Below are 25,028 nucleotides of genomic sequence, written 5' to 3'. Positions count from 1 at the left end.
AAACTAAGTAAACAAACAAAAAAAGCCCTTATCGGGCTTTTTTTGTCTCTTGAGTATAGAGGATTACATCATTGGATAGATAGAAGCTAACTTATCAAATTGCTCGGCCGTTAGGACTTTTTTCATATTGTCACGACAATCGATTTTGGTTTCGGCAATCTGCATACGCATCGCCAAGGTTTTCTCAAATTTAGCCATCAATTCAGCTTTAGACATGCCTGCTAAAGTGTCTTGAATTAGCTCTTTTTCCGTCATATTAACCGCTTGAAATAGACGTTTCATCTCATCACCGTTCTTTTGAGTCCACGCTTTTAATTTAGCCACTTGCTCATCACTCAATCCTAGCTCCTGAGCGTTTTTAATCGCAATACCCGTTAAGTTAGGAAATGCTGGGTTAGCGTGCATCACCAATTGCATTGGGTTGGTGTTGCGTCCATTGCTTAATTGTTTACCCATCATGCCCATCTTCATACCTTTCATTGGCATTAAAGGACGTCCCTTTGCTTCAATCGTTTTCGTTGAGCCGTCATCAAACGTTAAATCAATTTTAATAGTTTGATCCTTTTCAACTGGGGCATTCAAACCAATCAACATAATGTGAAAACCGCCAGGTTTCAGCTCGGTTAATTGACCTGCAGGCAGATCAATTTTTTGCACTTGACGCATACGCATAACGCCATTGTCGTGAATATGCGTGTGTAATTCAGTGGTTTTATTAATATAAGCTTTGGCAGCAACGAGAGCGTGATTTTTGTCACTTGTATTCTTTAGTCCCATAAATGCCGCTGATGCTGGTGCGGTTGGTGGCACCATACGAACATATGGGTCAGAAACCTCAATACTCTCTGCAACAGATTCGGCAAAAACTTGTCCAGATAAAGTCAAGCCTGCTATTAATGCCCAACCCATAAATGTACGTCTTTTCATAAAACACTCCTTTCAATTTTTAGGTGTTACGCTTAAATAATTCAGTTTATTTTAAACCAAAAGATAAGTTTATTTACTTATAAAAAACAAAAAACTCTATTTCTCTACGGGGCGTTTTTGCAGTTTACGTTGCAAGGTTCTACGGTGCATATTTAAAGCTTCAGCCGTTAAACTGATATTGCCGTCATTTTCTAACAATACTTTTTGAATATGTTCCCACTCCAACCGCTTAACCGACATTGGCTGAAACTCTTCAGTTTCTGGCTCTTTAGTTTCAACCTTTTCACCTGAAAAAATATTAATAATTTGCTGTGCCGTAGCTGGCTTACACAAATAGTCTTTAGCACCCAGCCGCATAGCTTCTACGGCTGTAGCCACACTGGCATACCCTGTTAAAATAAGCACTTCACACTTAGGTTGTTCAGCTAACAGCGATTGCATGAGATTTAATCCACTTTGACCATCAAGGTTTAAATCTAAGATTGCGTAATCAAAAGAGTGTTCTTTTGTCTTTTCAAAAACTTGTTCACTGTTTAATGCACAAAAAACTCGCCAACCTTCTCGTTCTAAAGTTCGCTTGAGAAGACTTAAAAAAACGTCATCGTCATCAACAAGTAACACATTAACGGAATCGCTCATATCTCACTCCCAATGACTTTGGGAAGGGAAATATAAACACGCAATCCTTTAATCCCATCAATCATTGCATTCTCAAATTTAAGCTCACCGTCAAAACGTTCAATCATCATTCGGCTTAGCAAAACCCCCATACCAATGCCGTGATAATCTTCAACTAACACTTCGCCCAATTGAGAGAGCTCATGAGTAGATAACCCTCCCCCTTGATCCTCAATCACAAAAAGCCATTGGTTAGTGTTTTCTTCAATACGAAAACGCACACAGTTTGGGCTATAACGCGCAGCATTATCAAGCAAATTCAATAGGGCGAGTTTTAAACTCACATCGCCAACGACTTCACCATTGGGTACTTTAAACTCAATATCTAATTCACTTTTAGGGTGCAGCAGGGCAAACTCTTTATAGAGTTGATTGACCAAATCTTTTAACTGTAAGCCTGCTTTGTTGGGCATCGTTGCCTCTTCTGCTTTGGCACGCAAACTGTGTAGTTCTTCAATACAGCGATTCAACTGAGCATTCGCCGACGATAAATAGTTTTTACCATCAGGTGTGGTGACCTCATTCTCGAGTAACTCATGCAGTAACACCAAACTATTTAATGGCGTACTCAAATAGTGAACCGATGCGGATGCCATACTGGTTACCGACAACATATACTCGTTTTGTAAAGCACGTTGATACTGCTGGTTTATGGTCTGTTTCTTTTTTTCTAAGCTACTTTTAAGAGGCAAAATCCAAACCGCTAACATAAAAACAATGAGCATAAACACCCACATAGAACCATGCAAATACCAAGCAAAAAACGCGGGTAAGCTGGTCACTTTCATTGACATTAACGGCACATAAAATAGGCTTAAAAGAAAATATAAAAACGCGGTAAATACCGCTAATGCAATGAATTGCCTAGAAGCAAGTACCCACATAGCAAGTACAAGGGGCAGTAATAATAAATGTATTAAAGGGTTAATCGTTCCGCCCGTTTCATAAAGCAGACCAGCATTCAAAACGAGTGTCCAACTTAGCAATACTAACCATGTTGATTGAGAGGAGTATGAAGCGCTTTTGAATGACCATTTAGAAACAGAAACAAACACGAGAGTGAATATCAGCAAACTTAACCAGCCAAATAGCATTAGGTAATCTAAATGTATCTCTAAATTCCAAATAAACCATGATAGTACTGCGCTCCAAAGCACAATTAAGCTCAGTAGCATCACTAAAAAATAACGTAATTCTGGTATCTTATGGGTAAAAGCGGTGCGCTGAAAAAGTTTCACTGGAAATGTCTTATTCTCATAGAAAAACCATATTGTAAAAAGCCTGTGTAAACGATGCTATTCAGCATAAGGCATCGTAACTATGTCGTCATACTCTGAACAGGCCAAAAACGATAAAACAGCCATCACCCACACTTTATCGCTGAAAAGCGTGCTCTATACTAAAACTTAAAGTAAGCAATATCATCGCTTAAAATCTCAGACTGCTCGTTAAGATTTTTTGCATTCGTTGAAGTGTTTTCTACCATCGCGGCATTTTCATGGGTAGATTTTTCTAAATGACGAATAGAGTGATGTACATCATTAATGCCATTTGCCTGATTTTGTGAAGCGCCTGCAATCTGAGAAATCATATTGGTTACTTCAGTAATCGATTCATTGATACTCGACAATACCTGCCCAGATTCACTTGCCATTGCTGAACCTTGGTTAACACGAGAAACGGTTTCATCAATTAAGTTCTTGATGTCTTTAGCCGCTTCTGCTGACTTTTGTGCCAAAGAACGCACTTCGCCCGCTACCACTGCAAAGCCTCGACCTTGCTCACCTGCTCGAGCCGCCTCTACCGCCGCATTCAATGCCAATAAATTCGTTTGAAAGGCAATGCCATCAATCAGTGTCACAATGTCTGCCACCTTTTCACTGGACTCTTGAATACTCGACATGGCATCAATCGTTTGCTGCATTACTTGAACACCTTGGTTCGCTTTAGACTGAACCTCTTCTGCCACTTGGTTTGCTTTTTGTGTATGTTGAGATGTCTCTTGCACCGCACTATTCATATCATCCATCGTTTTCGATGTATTCTGAAGCTCTTTAACTTGCTGTTGAACACGTTCATTTAGACTAATGGCATCGTTTGAGATTTCTGCAGCAGAACGTTTAGCCATGGTGGCTGCATTAGAAGCGACCTGAATGACCTCTTTTAATTTCGAAACCATATGCTCTACAGATTGACTGAGCTTTTTAATATCCTCATCGTATAAGCTCTGCTGGTTAGCGTTTAAGTGGTTAGTCATCTTAACAGCGAGATTCCCTTGAGCAATGGCAGAGATGGTATTTGCCACATCCTCAACCACCTTATCTAATAATTGAGCATTAGGATTTGAGCCAATATCAGTTGCATATTTTATGACTTTAATCACTTTACCCTGACAATCCAAAATAGGGTTGTAACTCGCTTCTAACCAAACTTTTTTATTGTTCTTTCCTAATCGGCAATAGGTTCCGCTAAAAGCTTGACCTTGCGCTAAAGCGTTCCAAAATTCGGCATATTCTTTGGTTGTTGCATAATGGGCTTCGGCAAACATCTTATGATGCTGACCTGTGATTTCTGACAAAGAATATCCCATCGTTTTTAGAAAATTATCATTGGCATTTACAATGGTTCCATCTGGCTTAAACTCGATAACTGCCATGACCTTATTAATGGCTGCAATTTGCGCTTTAGCATCGAGTTCTTCTGCCACTTTATCGGTAATATCTGTGGCAAATTTAACCACTTTAACAGGCCTGCCAGCTTCATCAAAAACAGGGTTATAACTGGCTTCTAACCAAACACCATCCCCATTTTTCTTATGTCTAAAAAAGCGTCCCGAACATGGATTACCCGCTTTTAAATCAGACCAAAACTGTTGATATTCCGCCGAACTGGCTTCTTGACTATCCACGAATATTCTATGGTGCTGGGAGAGCAATTCATCAATGGAATAGCCCATTGTATTCAGGAAATTTTCATTAGCGCATAATATTTTTCCCGTTAAATCAAATTCAACCATTGCGGATACACGATCCAGAGCGCTCAACAATGAGGCCTGGTCAGCTAACTTTAATTGCAAAGACTGGATTTGATCTTGATATCGATTACAAAACATATACACCTCTTAAATTTACCTGCATGATTTTTTAGATTCACAATCCCATGCTCTATACCAAGTTAATACTCGCTTGGCCAATATTATCAGGATCTTATTCTGGGTGAATTGATAGCGAATATCATACCAAACACTAGAGTTGGATTTATGAATGACTCTTTAATTAAAGATAAACAAATAAAAACAGTAGGCTCGTAGGTAAAATTTCTTGTAGGCCAATTCATTTTTTAAATATGCTTTGCTCTGTTTTTTACATTAGAATAGGCTTTATTAATGATTAAAAATAAAATCTTCTTATCACTGTGACGCTATTTTATGAAAGAAAAGCTAGCCATCGCGGCTTCAATCTTAAACAAGGTAAAACTGCCTAAGATTTCAAATGAAGTGGCTGCTCTACAAAATGAATCATTAAAGCCAGAGCCCGATATCAATACGATTGTTCAGTGCATCAATCGCAACCCCAAACTCTTTACTAAATTTCTGGCCGTAGCAAGCTTTATGGCTAAAAAAGAGGTCACAACCGCTAGGCAGGCGGTCGATATTTTGGGCACAAAAGGCGTTTTTACGGTTTTCTTTTCAAGCGCTATTGAATTCAGTTTTCAATCCAAGGGTGATTCAGTAATCATTGTGAATCACGCGATAAAAATAGCGACCGCAATGGTTGAATTGTCTAGAAAATTAAAAGGCTTTAACTCTAGCGATGCTTATCTTTATGGGCTACTCTACAATGTGGGTTATATTGTATTGAGTCAATATTCTCCCGAAAAGTACAAATCCTGTTATTTAGCGAGTTTAATGGCTCCTTCAGAGTGCGCTGAAAAAGAGCTTAAAGCGTTTCGAACAACCAGTGCTCATATAGGTATTTACGTTGCTAAAAAATGGCACGTTAAAAACTCGGTCTACGGTGGTATTCTTTTCCAACAACAAGATATTCAAAAATGCCCTAAAGGTGAAAATCACGCTTATGAATTGATTAACCTATTAAACATTGCCCGAATGGTTGTCTCTGAAACAGAAGATTCACGCTATGTCACAGATGAAATCAGAGAGTCTGCTAAGATCTCCATGCAACGTTTGGGTATTGGTAATCTCCATTACATAAAAGCACAACAAAAAGTAAAACAACTTGGCAAAGACCTCCGCTCAATCCCTGAGGAACTTTCTGGTAATGAAGAAATCCAATTTGCTATGAAATAGCCTAGATTGTTCATCTTATCTCTTCTGGTTTATTTCATAAAATCCTTCTCTCTCTAACCATTTCTACCAGGCCTGGTCGTTTTTGATAGAATTTAATCAATTTGATTAAGACTATTGATATGCTCTCTGAACTCTCTCTCGACAACCTCAAAGGCGTTGGCCCTAAACAGTTAGAAAAACTACAGAAATTAGGTTTATTTGTCGTGCAGGATTTACTGTTTCATCTCCCCTTACGGTATCAAGACAAAACCAAACTGACCCCGATTGAAAATGCACTCATCGGCTCAGAGCTATTAATGGAAGGTGAAATTTTTTCACAGGCTCTAACCCGAGGGCGTAGAAACAGCTTACTCGTTAAAATTCAATCCGAAAACGGTGCTTTTTTAACCTTACGCTTTTTTCATTTTCATTACCGCCAGGCGCAACAATTTACCCGAGGTAAACATCTACAAGTATTTGGCGAAGTGCGTTCTGGGCCCAACGGTTTAGAAATGGTTCATCCAAGCTACCAATTTATTAACCCCAATGATGCACCAACCCTTGAAACCACTTTAACCCCCACCTATCCAACCACAGAAGGTTTAGGACAGGCTTCATTACTTAAGTTAATGAACCAAGCAATTGATCTATTAAGAGAACACCCCCTTAAAGAGTTGCTACCAAATACTCTTCTAAACGAACTTCAATTACCCGATTTAAACCATGCCCTTTTAACCCTTCATCAGCCACAACCAGAGGATGATTTAAGACAAATCAAACAGTTTACCCATCCTGCTCAACAACGCTTAATTGTAGAAGAACTGATTAGCCAACAAGCGGGATTACAACTTCTTCGCCAAACAGAACAAAAACGAGTCGCCCCCTCTTTACCACCAAGCCAAAACTGCAATGCGTTATTAGCAAGCTTACCTTTTATGCTCACCAATGCTCAGCAGCGTGTTTTAGCCGAGATACAGCACGATTTGGCGCAACCACACCCCATGCAAAGATTAGTCCAAGGTGATGTGGGTTCTGGTAAAACCGTTATTGCCGCCTTAGCCGCTATTCAAGCCGCCGATGCGAACTACCAAGTGGCCATTATGGCTCCCACAGAAATCTTGGCAGAACAGCATCTCAATGCTTTTTTAGAGTGGCTAGAACCTTTAAACATACCCGTAGCCTGGCTAAATGGCCGCATGAAAGCGGCTGAAAAACGTTATCAACTCTCTCAAATTGCCTCTGGTGAAGCCAAAGTCATTGTGGGTACTCACGCACTTTTTCAAGATGCCGTTGAGTTTAATCAACTTGGTTTAGTGATTATTGATGAACAACATCGTTTTGGTGTCCACCAACGTCTAGCTCTGCATGAAAAAAATAATGATAAAAACGTTCACACTCATCAGTTAATTATGACCGCTACCCCCATCCCTCGTACCTTGGCGATGACCGCTTATGGTGACTTAGATTTATCGATCATTGATGAACTGCCACCTGGACGTAAACCGATTGAAACCGCTGTTTTAAACAATGAAAAACGCCATCAGGTGATGGAGCATCTATATGCCAAATGTAAAGAGGGCGTACAGGCCTATTGGGTGTGCCCGCTAATCGAAGAATCGGAGTTATTACACGCCCAAGCCGCAGAAGTCACCGCCACCCAATTTAGCGACTATTGGCCAGATTTACGAGTAGGTTTGGTTCATGGTCGATTAAAAGGTGAACAAAAAGCATTAGTTATGAATGCCTTTAAACAGCATGAACTTGATTTATTAGTGGCCACAACGGTGATTGAAGTGGGGGTAAACGTGCCTAATGCGAGCTTAATGATTATTGAAAATGCTGAACGTTTAGGCCTTGCCCAGCTTCATCAATTGCGAGGCCGAGTTGGGCGTGGTGATTTACAAAGTCACTGTGTATTGCTCTACCAAGCTCCGTTATCTGAAACGGGTAAAGCACGTTTAAACATTATGCGTGATACCACAGATGGTTTTAGAATTGCTGAAGAAGATTTAAAAATTAGGGGGCCTGGTGAAATTCTTGGCACCAAACAAACTGGCGGTTTACAATTTAGAATTGCCGATTTAAAGCGTGATAGTCAATGGATACCTACCGCTCAGCTCTGGGCAAAAACATTGGTAGAACAAAACCCAAACATCGTTGAAAAACTGCAAAACCGTTGGGTGGGGCATAAAATCGATTATCAACATGCCTAAACCCTCTTGGAACCTTTCATTCTCTATAGACTCCTTTTTCTATAAATAACTGGCCTTTGTATTGCTTAACAATTTTTCCAGCGACGATACAAACAGCAAGCGAGAAGAGCTGTAGAGACTTGCCGCTCAAGGTGACGGTTTAATTTAATGATAATGAAAAATCTGCCTAGCTGTTACAATCAATTTTAGAAAGTTATTGTTTTTTTAATGCAATAACATATTACAAAACCCTTTAAGAGGTGCAAGTTATGAATCAGTCAAAACCAACAGGGCGGACAACTACACAAAATATGGCGTTACTTTTTACAATTTTACTGGCTGTAAATATTGCTGGTTTTGTTGGTTTTATTTCTTTAGAAAAGAAGTTTGACCAGAACTTAAACACCTTAAATGAAGATTTTTCTGCACGTAGCCAAATCTTTGAGCGTGTGCAAGCACAACTGGGTTATGGTCAATTTATTCATAACTTCAAAAACCTAGTGATTCGTGGCGAGAGTGACTATCGCTCACAAAGCTATAGCACCTCTCTATTAAAAAATGCCGAAAGCATCAATAATGACCTAAATCAATACAAACAATTGGGCTCCCTACACATCACTGAGAAAGAAGCCATCGCTACAATTGAAAGTGTGGTGAGTCAGTATGTGGAGCAGGCTAAAAAAGTCATTGAATTAAAAAATTCGGGCATGGATATAAAAGCCATTGATGCGCAAGTCGTGGTTGATGACCGAAACGCCCTAAAAGCCATGGACAAATGGTACACCTACCTAAGCCAAGATTGGAATAGACAATCTTCAGCATTATTGGAACAAGCCGCCTCTCAAAAACAAATTGAAGTTTTCTTGGTCTTTTTCGGTGTTTTTATAATTACACTCATCGCCTTTGAATGGTTAATTCGTCGATCGCTTATTTCACCACTTAGAAAGATATATGAAAATCTAAACCAAGTTTGTTCAATCGACGGCACTTTAGATAAAAACTATAAGTTCAGCATCAATGGCGGTTATGAAACCCGTCAGCTAGCGCATTATTTAAATAGAATGCTACAGCACATCAATCTGCAAATTGAAGAACTTTCGGCGATTCGCACAACAGTGGATCAAAGCTCCTCTAATATTATGCTGGCCGATAATGATTTAAATATTACCTATATGAATGAGGCCATTTTATCGACCCTAAAGTCAGTTGAATCAGACATCCAAAAAATGTTACCGCATTTTGAAGCCAATGATTTAATTGGTAAAAATATTGATATATTCCATGTACATCCTGAACATCAACGTCAACTACTTGGTCAATTAAAAGAGACTTATATCGCTAAACTCACTTTAGGTGAACTACACTTAAACATCATCGTCAATCCAATTTGGGGTGAAGACGGTTCACGTATTGGTTTTGTAACAGAGTGGAAAGACATTACCGAAAGCGTCAAACTCGAAAAAATGCAAACCGCTGTTGAACAAAATCTAAAAACTATGGTTGAGAAAGCCGCGAGAGGACACATTGGTGAACAAATTGATGTTTCTGCTCTAGATGGTTTTATACGAGATTTAGGCGAGCAAATTAACTTTATGTCTAAAGCGATTCATGAGGCCAATAACAATATTTCTCATGTAATCCACTTCCTTGCCGAGGGGGATTTAACGCATCGCGTTGAGGGTGACTATGAAGCCGACTTAGGTGAAATGAAAAATGCTATTAATGACTCGCTTGACACCCTTTCAAGAACCATTTCTCAGGTTGACGTTTCAATACGTAATATCGCTGAAGATATTGATGCCACCACAGAGCGTAATACCGATTTATCAAGACGAATTGGTCAACAAGCTGCGGAACTTGAAAACACGGCATCAACGATGGAAGAAATTACTGCAGCGGTGCGTAATAACGCCGACAATGCACAACAAGCCAATGCCCTAACTGTCGATGCCAGCCGTTCATTAGATCAAGGTAGCCAAATCATGCAGAAAACCATTGGTGCTATGCAAGACATTAAGGCATCTAGCGATCAGATACAGCAAATTATTGGGTTAATTGACTCTATCGCTTTCCAAACCAACCTACTGGCATTAAACGCGGCGGTTGAAGCGGCCCGAGCAGGTGAACATGGGCGTGGATTTGCCGTGGTAGCAGGAGAAGTTCGCAATTTGGCAGGTAAATCAGCAGAGGCCGCTAAAGATATTAAAACCCTGATTGATCGCTCTGTATCCCAAGTGATTGAAGGAACGCGCCTAGCTGAGCAATCGGGTTCATCACTTGATGAATTAGGCCACTCTATGCAACAAGTCACACAAATGATTAGTGAGATTGCAACATCCTCTCTTGAACAGTCACAAGGTATAGAACAACTTAACCAAGCCATTGTTTCGTTAGACAGCAACACTCAAGAGAACGCTCAGTTAGTTCAACTGTCTGCAGAAAGTGCATTAGCCATATCTGAACAATCTCAGCAGCTTGTTAGAAGTATTGCAACGTTTAAAATTTCGGAGTCCTTCTCGCTCGAAGCCCAAAAACAGCTACAAAACACCAATACCAAAGTGCTTACTTCAAAATAAAACAACTCTCTGAGTTTACTGTTTAATACCATATAACTAAGAGTTAACTATCCAAAGAACCTGCCTTGAGCAGGTTTTTTGTTACTAGCCTTTTTTATCTCAACCAGGCCTGGTCAAACGATTTGCATTGACTTCTTTACAGACAAGTTGTGGTTTAGCTAAGCCATCCACGCCAGGGACAGACTAATGAATAATAATGGAACTCGACAACTCTCGAGAATTTGTTAATGAAATAACTGAGTGATTAGATGGGATAAGTTGAAATAACTAAGGGGGACGCTCTATGTTTATGCTGTTCGCTTTGCCAAGGAAAAAGTAAGGCAAGAAGCATCAAAAAAGAGCGTGTAAACGCTGTCCACTATTTTTATTTAGTATGAAATTGGCCAATCAAGCTACTAAGTTGCTTAGAAAGCTCTCCTACCTGAGAACAGGATTGAAAAGTTTGTGCCGCTCCATAAGAAACGTTTTCAGCTACATTACTGATTTGCTTTACATTACTGCTTACTAACTCGGCTTGTTTGCGTTGATTTTCTGAGGCGTTATAAATTTTAGAATTCATTTGGTGAATATTACTCACTGCGGTTTCAATCAGTTTTAAAGAAGCGCCTGCTTCATTCACCTGTTTAACACTGTTATTGGCTTTATTTCGCCCTAAGTTCATAACATTAACGGCTTCCTGAGAAGCTTCTTGTAATTGAACAATCGTGGAGGCAATTTCGGTTGCCGATTCTTGTGTACGGCTCGCTAAAATTCTTACCTCATCTGCAACCACGGCAAACCCTCGCCCATGCTCACCAGCTCGTGCTGCTTCAATCGCCGCATTTAGGGCAAGGAGGTTGGTCTGTTCTGCAATATCTTTAATAACATCTAAAACACTGCCAATGGTTTCACTGTCACTTTCTAAGCGTTTAATTACTTCTGCCGCTTCTTTAACCTGATCGGCTAAAGAACCAATAGAAGCAACCGTGTTGTTAACTACTAAATTGCCTTTTTCAGTGGCGATATTGGCCTCATCCACTGAACTCAAAGCTGCTTGAGCGTAATTAGACATATCTTCCACAGCACTGTTCATATTTTCAACGGCATTGGCCACATTGTAGGTATCCGTTTTTTGCTGCTCCACCCCCGACTGGGTTGTTTCGGTCACACAGACCATATCATTTGAAGCAACACTCAATTGCTTTGAAACATCAGCAATACTGTCGATCATCGTTCTTAGGTTCTGAGACATTAAGTTAAAACTATCGGCCATGTCACCAATAAAGTCATGGCTTTCCATCGAACACTTGTGTGAAATATCATTGTTACTGATGGCATTAGCCACTTCACCAATACGCTGTAAACGACGTAATAACATCTTATTTAACAACCAGAAATTGACTAAACCAATACTGATACCCGCAATAATGCACGACAGGATAAACCATGCCAACATTCCCTCTTTCCACTCAACAAAAAGGTTGGCAAAAATGGGAAAAATCACTCCCATAGCAAACCCAAAAGCCATAAAGGCTAAAAACATATTTCTTAAAATACTTGGTTTACTAAAATCAAATGAAATCATGGCATTGAACCTTTAACTTATAAATTCGTGAATAATGAATAAGTTCCAATAAGCAAAATTTAATCCAAGTTTTAACTAAAAATAGAATATTTATCTAAAACGGCTATCTAAAAAACGCTTTTATTGAAACAAATCGAATTGTTTTTGCTTACCATGGCTGGGCTAGTTTACAATTCTTTGTAATTAAGCACTTGTGCCATAACTCAGATTTTTAGGAATAGTTAATGCCTTTAGATAGACTCTCTAAAATTAAAGCCTTAATGCAAGAGAAGCAAAAATCCTCTCACTCTGTATTGCCACAGTTTTGGAAACCAACCACTTTAATACGCCGCATTACTAGCTCTAGACCTCTGCAAGCGTGGCTAACCCTACCCACATCCCTAACGGCTAAACTGAAAACAATCTGTCCCGACTTACAGGTGGTAATACTTTCTGAAAAATTAGAAATACCACTCTTAAATGAAAGTCAAAAGCTAGGTATGCAAAGAGATGAACAGGCCTGGGTAAGGTGTGTGTTATTAAAATGTGCTAATAAAAATTGGGTATATGCACGAACGATAATTCCAAACCTAAGCGAGGATAATCCTTGGTATGATTTGCAAAACTTAGGTAGTAAACCGTTAGGTGAAGTACTGTTTGAATTACCGAGCATCAAACGCTCAGATTTTGAGTTTTCGACGAATAAACTGAATCATTGGCCGTACTTAATGGAAAACTTTGCAGATAAAAGTCAAGCGAATAGGCCTGGTTTTGCAAGGCGGTCGATATTTAAGCAACAAAATAGCCCCTTATTATTAACAGAGGTATTCTTACCAGGCCTGGTAGAAATAGACAATGAGAAATAGCTTAGCTATTTTGTACAAATAAAAAAGCCTGGATGCAAATGCAATCCAGGCTTTTACCGCTGAATAGAGAGCAAATTAAACCCTAAAAGTCAGGCTCTACAATTGGAAAACCTAAAGCCGCCCAATCTAACATTCCGCCTCGGTAGTAATAAAAGTTCTCCGCTGGAAAACCTTCACGCACTGAAGCCTTCATTGCAATCGGTGACTGTGGACAAACAGGACCATTACAAAATGCCACCACTTTTTTAGCCTTTTCACAGTTCCATTTACCCTCTGATTTTTCACAGCCCATCTCATTTAAACGCATAGATACTTCGGTATAAGGGATGTTTTTAGCGCCAGGAATCGTACCTTCAACATAATGATCTTGTGCACGCATATCAAGCAAAATAAACTCTGCATCATTCATGCTTTTTAACACTTCAATTTCAGCAATTGGGTGTACGCCCTCCACTGGAATAACGGGCTGTAACCAACCTTTATTCTTTGCACATGAGGTCATTTGACGTGTAATGACAAATGGCTTTCCGTTTAATTGAACGGTATAAGAGGTATCCTCTGTTGCTTCACTCATAATGCGAAGATTTTCTTGTTTTTCCTGGGCAAAAGCGTGTGAAAAAAAGGAAAATAGCAGTAGCGCGCTAATCAATAATTTACTTTTCATTATCATTATTCTTTATTGTGTAAAAAAATGGCATTTTATAGAGGTTGTTTACAGCATACTAATAAAATTTAATTATCAACAGTCATAAAAAATCAACTATTTGAATTGATAAAAATGCATCTCCAGCATCAACCTTAAACTATAAAAAGGCTCATTAAAATTATCGGCTTCATACCAGGTAACTCTAGGCTCAACTTCTGCAAATAACCAGTCTTTATAAAGCTGTTCTCGTACATTTAACCCTAGGCCAGTGGATGTAAAAGTAGCACCTTCATTAACAATACTCCAATTGCCATCTACAAAGTAAGCGCGCGCACGATAAGGGTTCACTTTTTCAAATAAAATCCCTCTTTGGTTAACCAGCATCTCAGTATCGTCACGCCACCAGGTAGCGGTTGTTTGCATTCTACTTAACCAATTTTTACTATTTTGATAGTCGAATACATGCTGTCCTTCCCATGCAAAGCCTTTATCTCGTTCAAAATAGAGTGTTTGTGTGCCTCGGTTTATAATCTTTTCTGAACTCTCTTTTTTGTAGCGAATTTTGTATTTAACAAAAGGATTCGGTTCAATAAAGTTAATAAACTTTAAACCCATATCAAGATGGCTAAACATATTTTCAGAGTTACTTAATAGATAGCGTCCTGCAATGGAGTTTTGGCTGCTGTTAGGGTCGTTTTGCTGTGTACTACTTGGGGTGATTTCTGAACGATTCAAACTATCCACCTTTTCTTCTTCATCCCCTTCAAATGACGAAACCACTACTTTCCAGCGATTATTGGTTTTAGGCAAATCAATCTGCGCTCTAAAATTCACACTGCTTACAGAGTCACCGTTGTCATAAAGCGTTAACGGAGTATAGACAATAAGCCTATTGTTCTTATAAACAACGTCTAAATCTTTACTGCCGAAAAAGCGATCTACATTTTCACCCATGCTTTGTACATAGCCACCTAAATAGGCTTGAGTATCACCAAGTGAGTTAAGATATTGCTTAATTTTAGGGTTTTCTATTTGCTCTAAAAGCGGTTTTTCTGGAGGGGGTGGAGGAAGGTTAGCGGCAGGTTCAATCGCCATGACGGACATTGAGAATAATATACTTAATGATAGCAAACCTCTTATAATAAAGACTTTCACTTTTTCAAACACCCTGTCTTTTAATAAAATGAACCGAACTTAATCTATGAGCGAAAAAATCAATCAAATCCAAGCTTCTTATCACCCTGCTGAAGACAGAATACTCCTAAAAATAAAAACTCTCAATGAACAAGTCTATTTGGCATGGATTACTCGACGTTTTATGAAACTGTTAATCCCTGTGTTACATGGTCAACATCCAACAACGGGTAAAACTTTATTTGATGAAAAAACCGCTCAAGTACAACAAGTAGAAAAAGAGAAAAACCAGTTAACAGGGGATTATGACAGTGAGTATGAACTCCCCGAGAACCCTGATTATCCTCTAGGTGAAACACCCATTTTACTGGCCAAAATCACTTTTAAAGACATTTATAGTGACAATGCGCAACTGGCGTTTGAGCCTGAAATTGGCCAAGGGGTGGTGCTACCGTATCATGCTGATTTGCTTGGCCCATTAATTAAGATATTCTCTCAAGCATTAAATGCCGCCGAGTGGGCGCTGGATTTAGACCCCATTTTAGAAGTTCCTAAAGAAACCCGATTGCAATAATTTTGAATGTTAATAGAGAATTTACCCTATGCTCACAACGTGTAGATGGCCACAGGGCATGCCAGGCCTGGTAAATTCTCTAAAAGGCACTTCGATTTGACCTCATTGATTCAGAAAACAGAATATAAATCCTTTAATCAAAATATATGACAAGTAGAATGTGAGTACAAAAAATTTATTTCACTTTACGCCAACCCGTTGGTCTTCCAGGCTTTTTAGGTGACACTCTTCTACCAGTAAGCAACTCAATCTGAGCTTTAAACTGATCATTACCTAAAGCCATACCCTTCAAAGTCGCTTGCTCAATTTCCTCAATCAATTTTACGCCCAAAACATGACCTGTAAACAGATCACGATAAGCACTTTGGCGACGTTTCTCATCCACACCTAATGCCAAATACAAAGGATGTGGAGTACCTAATTTTGACTGCTTGCCCAATGCATTCATTTGATAGCTCGACCAAGCATACTCAGAAGGCTCTTGAACCATATCCGCAGTTACAGGATTCATCTCAATATAGCGATGCAAATCCAATAAATAACTATCTTCCTGAACCAAACAAGACTTATAACGTCCTTCCCACAAAGTACCTGATCTTTTATAAGTAAAATTAAAATAACGAACATAATGCCTGCCAACCGCCTGCATCATCTGACTGATAGCCCCCTGCTTTTTTGGGGTGCACAATAAATGAATATGATTTGTCATCAAACACCAAGCATGAATATCCACCCCATACCTTTGAGAATACTCAATTAACCAACCCAAATACGCAACAAAATCCGCTTCTTCAGCAAACACCACCTGGTGATTATTACCACGCTGATAAACATGAACTGGCACCCCAACTGGGGCAACACGAGCCAAACGAGCCATAAAACCTCCTAAAAACCCACTTTAATTGGGGTCAGAGTAAAGTTATTTTTAATTTTATTATATATATCATAAAGTTATTTATTTAATTTTACTCTGACCCCAATTATTAAATTAAAATAACGAACATAATGCCTGCCAACCGCCTGCATCATCTGACTGATAGCCCCCTGCTTTTTTGGGGTGCACAATAAATGAATATGATTTGTCATCAAACACCAAGCATGAATATCCACCCCATACCTTTGAGAATACTCAATTAACCAACCCAAATACGCAACAAAATCCGCTTCTTCAGCAAACACCACCTGGTGATTATTACCACGCTGATAAACATGAACTGGCACCCCAACTGGGGCAACACGAGCCAAACGAGCCATAAAACCTCCTAAAAACCCACTTTAATTGGGGTCAGAGTAAAGTTATTTTTAATTTTATTATATATATCATAAAGTTATTTATTTAATTTTACTCTGACCCCAATTATTTTTACTGGAGAAAGAGTATCTGAATAATCAGCTTGGATCTGATTTTTATAAGCTTGGTAATCACTGTTTGCCAATAGATTGCTTGTGCCAGGCGAGTCCAGAGTGACGCCATTCAAACCAAATACATCTTTAGAGACTTGAGCATGCGCACCGCCTAACGAGTGACCAGTAACAGTGATATTGGCCCTGTCATTATCACCTTGAATAAATGCAAGGGCTTCTGCTGTTGCGGCCATTCCCGCTTCAAATTGGCCATCAAATCCGCCGCCAACTAAACCATATGCATCAGCTCCAATTACATCGTCATAAAAATCCTCAGTTCCTGCATAGGCAATAACATAGTCGTCACCTTTTTGATAAACTTGAATTTTTAGACCATCAACTTCATAGTTGTTCTGAGGAGAAAACTCAACGGCTTTCCAACCATCTAAGTCAGAAGAAGCACCTCTATCTGGCTTATCGTTGTATACATCCACGGCTAAAAGACTGTAATCATAGCTACTCACTGACATAACTTTTCCTTTAAACTTTGCTTGATTTCTGGTTTATTGGTTTGCTGGTTTTTTCGGCACTATGCCGCGCTCAGCTGCTTCTTGGTATAAATCTTTAACTTTATGTTCTTTTTTATAATTTTCATAAAGATCATGAATCTGTTTTAGGTAAGATTTGGGTATCGTTGACTCATAATAGACCTCATCTGTTTCAAGGTTACTTATTCCCCATTTATACCCCTCACTTTTTGGGTATTTTTGTTCATCCGCATCCTCAACAAAAACCAAGCGGGTATGATCATATTTATAGGATTGAGATAATTTTTCACAGTTCAATTTCATAGAAATAGTGTCAAAACCCTTCCCGCGATAGTCTCGAATATAAGAGAGAATATAGCCGCTTCCGCCTTTATTTCTTCTATTCATACTTTCTGTAAAAAGTGGTTTTATTGAATTAACAAAACTATTATTTTGACTATCAAAAAAAACCCATTTAAAACCTATATGAGAAAAAGTATGGTCATGGGAAATCCTTTGTTCTTTTTCATTCCACATAAAGTGATCACTTTTTTGACCTGCTAATCGTTTTACAGAAGAGTCTGTACAACGTTCACAAAAATCACGCTTTCTATCAGTTCTCCAAGGGATTTTAGCGTTAGAGTCAAAATAAGCCTCAAGAATGCATAAGTTTTCACTGCGACAATTATTGTAATTTCTAAAATAACCACATTTTTTCTCATCGGACTGCTGTACTTTAAAAGCAAACGCTAAAGCCCCATCCATAGATAGGTCAACCCATTCCATTGGCATACTCCATCTTTTGGCAAAAGATCCAGACATTACCCAAATGAAATTATCAACTGGCATAATGCCATTCATTCCACTGCTTACCCGGCCTTCTGGCGTGTAAACATCATGATAAGACCTCGCTGAATGGGCGTTATTTGCACCTAAAAAAAATACAATTAAAAATAGTTGCATATATATTTTGTTAGTCATATTTCCCTCTCTGATCAATGGCGTCAGACTCGATTGGTTTATACTTTTTTAGATCAATAGGGTCAAGATCAATAGGGTCAGACTCGATTGATTTTTGCTTTTTCATTTCATTTTCCATAACTATCTTTCCGTAATACTTTCATTTTGATAACGTAATAATTGCATTAGACCCAATTTATTACGTTCAAACAGTATCGATGGGATCAGACTCGATTGATTTTTGCTTTTTCATTTCATTTAACATATTCATCTCTCTCTAATACTTTCATTTTGATAACGCAACAATGGCGTTAGCAGATATTCAATAATCCGTCTCTGCCCCGTTTTAATCTCTGCAGTGACTTGCATGCCTGGTGAAAGATCAACGAGTTTGTTATCCACATAGACATTGTTTTTCTCTATTTTTAAACGCATGGCGTAGACCAGCCCTAAGTCTTTATTTTCAACAGCATCACGTGAGATATTACTGATTTTGGCATCGATTACCCCGTATTTGGTGAAGTTAAAGGTGTCGATTTTAACTTCGGCGTTTTGGCCTTCATGCACAAAACCAATGTCTTTGTTTAGGAGCATGGCTTCTACTTCTAACTTTTGGTTTTTAGGCACTATGACCATGAGTTCTTGTGCGGAGGTGACTACACCACCGACGGTATTCATGGCGAGTTGCTGTACCGTGCCGTTAATGGGAGATTGAATAACATATTGTTTTAGGCGTTGTTGGGCTTTAATGTAATCTTGCTCAGCAAGGTCTTTTTGGCGTTGGGTATCTAACAATCGTTGCATTAAGGTTTGTTTGGTGTGGCTACGTAAGGTGGCTTGTTGCGATTGCATTTGTTTGAGCTGTGCATGAATACTTTGAATTCTTAGAGATTCAATTTTTAGGTCTTGGGTTTGTTCTATAAAGTTTTGTTTGATTTGTAGAAACTGATCTTCTGAGATAAGGCTTCTATCAAGCAGCTTATGACTGGATTGCATACGCTTTTGGGTAATGGGTAACACTTTTGAGAGTTTGGTTTCTGAGGCTTGGGCGGATTGAATAGTTTTGCTTTTGCTTGCTAGCACAATTAGACGTGTGGCAATAGCCACAAAGCTTGTTTTAGTTAGCCTAGGCAATGATGAGTAAAACTGCGAAATAAGAAACATGAACTCATCATAGTGCAAAACACACTAATAAGTAAATAGTCTTATTAATAGAAGTCTTTGTTAGTTTACTAAACCTTGTAGAAGTATAGAAGCGTGTTAACTTAAGAATATTAGTTTAATTAAGTCCGCATTGCTAAATCTAAAGCGATACTCAGCAGAACAATCACCCCGATCCAATGATTTTGAATAAACACGGTAAAAGCAATTTTATCGTCATGTTGAGCTAGACGTTTTAAATCATACACAAACCACAATGCAACAATGACCAGGCCTGTAAAATAAATAAAGCCTAAACCAAATAGAAAACCTATCCATACCAACAACAGCCACATTATTAACTGAAAAAATGCGGTAATAGGCACCAGTTTGTCTGAAAATAATATAGCTGTAGATTTTACGCCAATTTTTAAGTCGTCTTTTTTATCGCCTACCGCATAAGCAGTATCGTAAATAAGTGACCAAACCATGGTGGCGGCAAAGATAGGCCAAACCTGCCAAGGCACCTCATTTTGAACTGCAGCAAATGCCATTGGTATCGCCCAAGCAAACGCCGCTCCTAAAAAGGCTTGTGGCCAATAGGTATGACGTTTCATAAAGGGGTATAAAGCGGCTAAAAATACTGCTCCAAAAGAGAGATATACGGTTAGTGTATTAAGTGTTAACACTAGCCCAAAGGCAATTAAACACAGTACGGCAAAAAACAGCAGTGCCGCTTTGGCTGAAATTTCGCCTGATGCAAGAGGTCGGCAACAGGTGCGTTCCACGTGGCCATCGAAATTACGGTCGGCATAGTCGTTAATTACACAGCCAGCCGAACGCATTAGAATCGCTCCAAAAATAAACACAAACAACAAATACATTGAAGGCATTCCATCTGAAGCCAACCAAAGTGCCCATAAAGCAGGCCATAAAACCAAATAGATGCCTACAGGACGGTCTAAACGGGTTAAGGAAAGGTAGGAACGGAGTTTACTCATAAGTCAATGTGAGGCGCTTTGAATCAATAAATCAGGATAGTGTATCTATTATTGTCATAATCTCATCATACACTGCAGGAGAGATTTCTAAGTTAGCTTGTACCTGCCCTTGTCTATCTGAATAATTTAATAGCACTTTATTTCCGTCTTTTTCCCACGCTATGACATAACCATAAGCTAATAACTCAGTTTGCCCTACATCTTGATGGGTAATTTGCCAGGCCTGGTCTGCCACCGCTTTTTTAAACGGTTCGCAAAGTTTGCCAGCTATTTCATAATGTTTCATTATGTTTATGACTCTACTTTTTAGTCGGTTTTTGCCAACTTGGAATGGTTAATTGTTTAGAACGAGACAACGTTAATTGTGCTTCAGGGGCATCTTTAGTAATGGTTGAACCGGCTCCAATAGTAGCATCATCGCCAATTTGTACTGGGGCTACTAATTGGCTATCTGAGCCAACAAAAACTCGGTCACCTATAATCGTTTTATGTTTATTCACGCCATCATAGTTACATGTAATCGTACCAGCTCCAATATTCACATCTTTGCCCATATCAGTATCGCCAATATAGCTTAAATGATTGACCTTAGAACCTTCGCCAATAATGGCTTTTTTGGTTTCGACAAAGTTACCAATTTTGGCTTCATTACCCAACTCTGTACCTGGGCGTAAACGAGCATAAGGACCAATAATACAGTTTTTCCCGACACTACACTCTTCAAGATGGCTAAAAGGATGAATCACAGTACCATCTGCCACCGTGACATTCTTTAAGATGCAGTTAGCTCCAATGGTGACGTTTTCGCCCAATGTAACCAGGCCTTCAAAAATACAGTTCACATCAATCTCAACATCGGCTTGTGCTATGACTTGACCACGAATATCAATGCGATTGGCATCAATTAGGGTAACGCCTGCTTGCATCAGTTTAATCGCTTGCTGTTTCTGGTAACGACGTTCTAAATCTTGTAACTGCACCTTATCATTCACACCCAATACTTCAATTTCTGAACATGGTTGAGTTGTTTGAACGGTAAACCCATCATTAACTGCCATGGCAATAATATCGGTTAGGTAATATTCACCTTGAGCGTTATCACTACTTAATTGCGATAGCCAATGATTAAGCTGTTGCCCTTTAACTGCCATAATGCCTGTATTGACTTCATCAATTAATAGCTGTGATTCTGTTGCATCTTTTTGCTCTACGATGGCTTGCACAACATTATGTTGATCACGCACTATACGACCGTAACCTGTTGGGTTATCCAAATTAATGGTTAATAGGGCTAATGGATTTTGCTCTGACACAAGTGAGAGTAAATCTTGTAAAGTTTCTAGTGAAGTAAGCGGTACATCACCGTATAAAATAAGTACGGTATCTTCATCACTAACAAGGTGTGTAGCCATTTGCACAGCGTGACCTGTACCCAATTGTTGTTCTTGCATTACAAAATTTAAGTTATCACCCTGTACACGCTGCTCTACAAGTTCAGCACCATGACCAATCACCGTAATGACAGAATCAGAATTTAATGATTCTGCAGTATCAATGACATGCTGTAACAAAGACTTTTGAGCTAAAGGTTGTAAAACCTTAGGCAACTTAGAACGCATACGAGTGCCTTTACCCGCAGCAAGAATAACAACTTTTAAAGCCATATAAATTCCTAGATATAACAATTCATATACAAATAAAAACAAAAATGAATCTATTCATTTACAAACTATACATAAATAATAAACGCCTATCGAGTTTGTTTAGATTGATTACAAATCAAGGTCAAGGCGGAATAAGTGAGTGTAGTTTACTACACGACTCGTTTCCAACGAAGAGATTGATAGTAAGCAACTAAACAAAACGATAGGCGAAAAAAAAGCGGCTTAGAAGCCGCTTTTTCATTAGGGTAAGAATTAAGCCAACCCAGTTTTATGCAAACGATCACGAAGTTTCGAGATAGCTTGTATTTGAGCAACGGCTTCTGCTAATTCTACTTGAGCACGAGCAATGTCGGTCTCTGATTTAGCATTAGTCATCGCTTCTTCAGCACGCTGTTTAGCAGCTTCAGCTTCAGCTTGATCTAAATCAGCAGCACGAATTGCTGTATCCGCAAGAACGGTTACAACACTTGGCTGGATTTCGATAATGCCGCCACTGATGTAGAAGTGATCTTCTTCATCGCCGCTTACAACACGAACTGTTCCAGGCTTCAAAGAGCTTAGAAACTGGGTATGGTGAGGCATAACACCAACCTCACCATCGGCAGCCTGTGCATAAAGCATCTCAGCTTTACCTGAGAAAATTTCACCTTCTGCACTTACAATATCTACTTGCATTGAGACTGCCATAATTAATTACCCTTGGTATTTTTTCGCTTTTTCTAGAACTTCGTCAATGTCACCAGCGTACATAAATGCTTGCTCAGGAACATCGTCCATTTCACCACTAGCGATCATTTTGAAACCACGAATAGTTTCTTTTAATGGAACATAACGTCCATCTTCACCAGTGAATACTTTAGCTACGAAATATGGCTGAGAGAAGAAACGTTGCATTTTACGTGCACGCGCTACTAAAGAGCGATCTTCTTCTGAAAGCTCATCCATACCTAGGATTGCGATAATGTCTTTCAACTCTTTATAACGTTGTAGCGTTTGCTGAACGTTACGAGCTACATCATAGTGCTCTTGACCAACTACTAGAGGGTCAAGCTGACGTGAAGTTGAATCTAGTGGATCGATTGCAGGATAAATACCTGTTTCAGCGATAGCACGGTTCAATACAACAGTCGCGTCTAAGTGAGCAAATGTAGTAGCAGGAGCAGGGTCAGTCAAGTCATCCGCAGGTACGTATACCGCTTGGATAGATGTGATAGAACCCGTCTTAGTTGAAGTGATACGTTCCTGAACCTGACCCATCTCTTGTGCAAGAGTAGGCTGGTAACCTACCGCAGATGGTAAACGACCCAACAATGCAGATACTTCAGTACCAGCAAGTGTATAACGGTAGATGTTATCTACGAAGAACAGGATATCACGACCTTCATCACGGAAGTATTCAGCCATTGTTAAACCAGTCAGGGCAACACGTAAACGGTTTCCTGGAGGCTCATTCATCTGACCATAAACTAGAGCTACTTTATCAAGTACTCCTGACTCTTCCATTTCATAATAGAAATCGTTACCTTCACGAGTACGCTCACCTACACCAGCAAATACTGAGTAACCTGAGTGTTCAATCGCGATGTTACGAATAAGTTCCATCATGTTTACAGTTTTACCAACACCGGCACCACCGAATAGACCAACTTTACCACCCTTAGCGAATGGGCAAATTAGATCGATAACTTTAACACCCGTCTCAAGAAGCTCTTGAGAAGCTGCAAGTTCATCAAACGCTGGAGCTGCACGGTGAATCGTATTCTTCTGTTCCGCTTCTACTGGTCCTGCATTATCAATTGCATTACCTAGAACGTCGAAGATACGACCTAACGTTGCTTTACCTACTGGTACAGAGATCGCTTCACCAGTATTTTTTACAGCCATGCCACGCTTTAGACCATCAGATGCACCCATCGCGATTCCGCGAACAGTGTCATCACCGATCTGCTGCTGAACTTCGATCGTTAGATCTAGTTCATCAACCTTCAACGCGTCATAGATCTTTGGTAAATCAGCACCTTTAAACTCGACGTCGATTACCGCGCCGATGATTTGTACTATTTTTCCGTTCATAATCTTTAACCTTTTATTGAAACTATCAAACTTATACGGCTGCAGTACCAGCAACAATTTCTGAAATTTCAGCAGTGATCGCAGCTTGACGTGCCTTGTTATAAGACAGCTTCAATTCATTGATCATTTCGCCTGCATTGTCCGTTGCGTTTTTCATTGCCATCATACGAGCACCTTGCTCACATGCCGCATTTTCAACGACAGAACCAAATACAGTTGCTTCAACGTAACGACGCATTAGTAAATCTAATGCCGTTTTAGCATCAGGTTCATATAAATAATCCCAATGTCCTGCGTCCGCTTTTTCATCAGCCTCAAGAGGTACTAGTTTACTGATAGTTGGGTCTTGTGCCATCGTATTGACAAAAACGTTAGAAGCTAAATAAACTTCATCAATTTCACCCGCATCAAACTTGTCTAAAACAACTTTAATGGTACCAACTAAGTCCTCAATATGAGGTGTGTCGCCTAAGTCAGAAACGGTCGCAACAACATTTCCACCGTAACTACGGAAGAATGACTGTGCTTTGTTACCAACTAATGCAAGCTCAACTTCAACACCTTGCTCATCCCACTTCTTAAGTATAGGAAGAGACTTACGGAATAAGTTTGAGTTTAAACCACCACATAGACCTCGATCAGAAGAGATCATAATCAAACCAACACGTTTAACTTTATCGCGAACTTGAGTATAAGGATGCTTATACTCAGGATGTGAACCAGCAACGTGAGCGATTACTCTCTTCACTTTTTCGACGTATGGTTTCGTCGCTTCCATGCGAGCTTGCGCTTTACGCATTTTAGACGCCGCAACCATTTCCATGGCTTTAGTGATTTTTTTGGTATTTGTTACGGAGCCAATCTTGGCTCGTATTTCTTTACTACCGCCTGCCAT

At 39.4% G+C, this 25,028-nt stretch carries 24 protein-coding genes; 5 read left to right on the top strand and 19 right to left on the bottom strand.

The annotated features are described in order from the left end of the window. Window positions 1-63: 63 nt before the first annotated feature. The 4 genes from A379_RS12735 to A379_RS07685 all read right to left on the bottom strand — a co-directional run bounded on the left by A379_RS12735 (window position 64) and on the right by A379_RS07685 (window position 4,717). Window positions 64-927, bottom strand: a complete 864-nt coding sequence (locus tag A379_RS12735; RefSeq protein WP_051145091.1) for a copper chaperone PCu(A)C — start codon at window positions 925-927, stop codon at window positions 64-66. 96 nt (window positions 928-1,023) lie between these two features. Continuing rightward, a complete protein-coding gene (locus tag A379_RS07695) occupies window positions 1,024-1,566 on the bottom strand; it encodes a response regulator transcription factor (protein WP_040727269.1) in 543 nt (180 codons plus the stop codon). After that, window positions 1,563-2,843, bottom strand: coding sequence for a sensor histidine kinase KdpD (locus A379_RS07690; RefSeq protein WP_040727267.1), 1,281 nt, complete (start codon window positions 2,841-2,843; stop codon window positions 1,563-1,565). The genes A379_RS07695 and A379_RS07690 overlap by 4 nt, the downstream gene beginning before the upstream one ends. A 161-nt stretch (window positions 2,844-3,004) precedes the next feature. Continuing rightward, window positions 3,005-4,717 carry a methyl-accepting chemotaxis protein gene (locus A379_RS07685; protein WP_051145090.1) on the bottom strand — a complete coding sequence of 571 codons (1,713 nt, stop codon included), beginning with the start codon at window positions 4,715-4,717 and terminating at the stop codon, window positions 3,005-3,007. Between the two features lie 315 nt (window positions 4,718-5,032). Between A379_RS07685 and A379_RS07680 the strand changes: the two genes are divergently transcribed. From A379_RS07680 to A379_RS12730, 3 genes are all read left to right on the top strand, one after another. Further along, window positions 5,033-5,914: an HDOD domain-containing protein gene (locus A379_RS07680; RefSeq protein ID WP_040727266.1), complete on the top strand. Its 882-nt coding sequence runs from the start codon at window positions 5,033-5,035 to the stop codon at window positions 5,912-5,914. Between the two features lie 119 nt (window positions 5,915-6,033). Next, on the top strand, window positions 6,034-8,106 hold the full coding sequence (recG, locus tag A379_RS07675) for an ATP-dependent DNA helicase RecG (RefSeq protein ID WP_040727264.1): 2,073 nt from the start codon (window positions 6,034-6,036) through the stop codon (window positions 8,104-8,106). 248 nt (window positions 8,107-8,354) lie between these two features. Beyond that, window positions 8,355-10,661 carry a methyl-accepting chemotaxis protein gene (locus A379_RS12730; RefSeq protein WP_051145089.1) on the top strand — a complete coding sequence of 769 codons (2,307 nt, stop codon included), beginning with the start codon at window positions 8,355-8,357 and terminating at the stop codon, window positions 10,659-10,661. A 364-nt stretch (window positions 10,662-11,025) separates the two neighbouring features. On the opposite strand, the gene A379_RS07665 is transcribed toward A379_RS12730, so the two are convergent. Then, window positions 11,026-12,225, bottom strand: a complete 1,200-nt coding sequence (locus A379_RS07665) for a methyl-accepting chemotaxis protein (protein ID WP_232744826.1) — start codon at window positions 12,223-12,225, stop codon at window positions 11,026-11,028. A gap of 224 nt (window positions 12,226-12,449) precedes the next feature. Between A379_RS07665 and A379_RS07660 the strand changes: the two genes are divergently transcribed. Continuing rightward, window positions 12,450-13,070, top strand: coding sequence for a chorismate lyase (locus A379_RS07660; RefSeq protein ID WP_040727263.1), 621 nt, complete (start codon window positions 12,450-12,452; stop codon window positions 13,068-13,070). Between the two features lie 82 nt (window positions 13,071-13,152). On the opposite strand, the gene A379_RS07655 is transcribed toward A379_RS07660, so the two are convergent. Together A379_RS07655 and A379_RS07650 are read right to left on the bottom strand one after the other, a co-directional pair. Next, on the bottom strand, window positions 13,153-13,734 hold the full coding sequence (locus A379_RS07655; RefSeq protein WP_081696374.1) for a rhodanese-like domain-containing protein: 582 nt from the start codon (window positions 13,732-13,734) through the stop codon (window positions 13,153-13,155). A gap of 96 nt (window positions 13,735-13,830) precedes the next feature. Then, a complete protein-coding gene (locus A379_RS07650; protein WP_040727260.1) occupies window positions 13,831-14,820 on the bottom strand; it encodes a hypothetical protein in 990 nt (329 codons plus the stop codon). Between the two features lie 97 nt (window positions 14,821-14,917). Between A379_RS07650 and A379_RS07645 the strand changes: the two genes are divergently transcribed. Next, window positions 14,918-15,424 (top strand): hypothetical protein, encoded by a 507-nt coding sequence (locus A379_RS07645; protein ID WP_040727258.1) that lies wholly within the window; start codon window positions 14,918-14,920, stop codon window positions 15,422-15,424. A gap of 175 nt (window positions 15,425-15,599) precedes the next feature. On the opposite strand, the gene A379_RS07640 is transcribed toward A379_RS07645, so the two are convergent. From A379_RS07640 to atpG, 12 genes are all read right to left on the bottom strand, one after another. Next, window positions 15,600-16,301, bottom strand: a complete 702-nt coding sequence (locus A379_RS07640; RefSeq protein WP_040727256.1) for a transposase — start codon at window positions 16,299-16,301, stop codon at window positions 15,600-15,602. Between the two features lie 74 nt (window positions 16,302-16,375). Further along, window positions 16,376-16,678, bottom strand: a complete 303-nt coding sequence (locus tag A379_RS07635) for a transposase (protein ID WP_051145088.1) — start codon at window positions 16,676-16,678, stop codon at window positions 16,376-16,378. A gap of 74 nt (window positions 16,679-16,752) precedes the next feature. Beyond that, window positions 16,753-17,298, bottom strand: a complete 546-nt coding sequence (locus tag A379_RS07630; protein WP_040727255.1) for a hypothetical protein — start codon at window positions 17,296-17,298, stop codon at window positions 16,753-16,755. Window positions 17,299-17,331: 33 nt separating this feature from the next. Further along, window positions 17,332-18,276 carry a hypothetical protein gene (locus tag A379_RS07625; RefSeq protein WP_040727254.1) on the bottom strand — a complete coding sequence of 315 codons (945 nt, stop codon included), beginning with the start codon at window positions 18,274-18,276 and terminating at the stop codon, window positions 17,332-17,334. After that, entirely contained in the window at window positions 18,269-18,394 is a 126-nt protein-coding gene (locus A379_RS13225) for a hypothetical protein (protein ID WP_255325080.1), read from the bottom strand. Before A379_RS13225 ends, A379_RS07625 begins: the two co-directional genes overlap by 8 nt. A gap of 128 nt (window positions 18,395-18,522) precedes the next feature. Next, window positions 18,523-19,362 (bottom strand): HlyD family type I secretion periplasmic adaptor subunit, encoded by an 840-nt coding sequence (locus tag A379_RS07620; RefSeq protein ID WP_157832356.1) that lies wholly within the window; start codon window positions 19,360-19,362, stop codon window positions 18,523-18,525. Between the two features lie 176 nt (window positions 19,363-19,538). Further along, on the bottom strand, window positions 19,539-20,396 hold the full coding sequence (gene ubiA / locus A379_RS07615; RefSeq protein ID WP_040727252.1) for a 4-hydroxybenzoate octaprenyltransferase: 858 nt from the start codon (window positions 20,394-20,396) through the stop codon (window positions 19,539-19,541). Between the two features lie 31 nt (window positions 20,397-20,427). Then, window positions 20,428-20,682, bottom strand: coding sequence for a hypothetical protein (locus tag A379_RS07610; RefSeq protein WP_040727251.1), 255 nt, complete (start codon window positions 20,680-20,682; stop codon window positions 20,428-20,430). A 13-nt stretch (window positions 20,683-20,695) separates the two neighbouring features. Beyond that, window positions 20,696-22,060 carry a bifunctional UDP-N-acetylglucosamine diphosphorylase/glucosamine-1-phosphate N-acetyltransferase GlmU gene (gene glmU, locus A379_RS07605; protein ID WP_040727249.1) on the bottom strand — a complete coding sequence of 455 codons (1,365 nt, stop codon included), beginning with the start codon at window positions 22,058-22,060 and terminating at the stop codon, window positions 20,696-20,698. A gap of 252 nt (window positions 22,061-22,312) precedes the next feature. Next, the gene (locus tag A379_RS07600; RefSeq protein WP_040727247.1) at window positions 22,313-22,747 is read right to left on the bottom strand and encodes a F0F1 ATP synthase subunit epsilon; all 435 of its coding nucleotides are present in this window, start codon (window positions 22,745-22,747) and stop codon (window positions 22,313-22,315) included. Between the two features lie 6 nt (window positions 22,748-22,753). Continuing rightward, entirely contained in the window at window positions 22,754-24,136 is a 1,383-nt protein-coding gene (atpD, locus tag A379_RS07595; protein ID WP_198525696.1) for a F0F1 ATP synthase subunit beta, read from the bottom strand. A 28-nt stretch (window positions 24,137-24,164) separates the two neighbouring features. Further along, the gene (gene atpG / locus A379_RS07590) at window positions 24,165-25,028 is read right to left on the bottom strand and encodes a F0F1 ATP synthase subunit gamma (protein WP_040727245.1); all 864 of its coding nucleotides are present in this window, start codon (window positions 25,026-25,028) and stop codon (window positions 24,165-24,167) included.

The organism is Thiomicrorhabdus sp. Kp2 (assembly GCF_000478585.1).
In the GTDB taxonomy this organism is placed as follows: domain Bacteria; phylum Pseudomonadota; class Gammaproteobacteria; order Thiomicrospirales; family Thiomicrospiraceae; genus Thiomicrorhabdus.
This window is presented reverse-complemented; position numbering and strand designations above follow the sequence as displayed.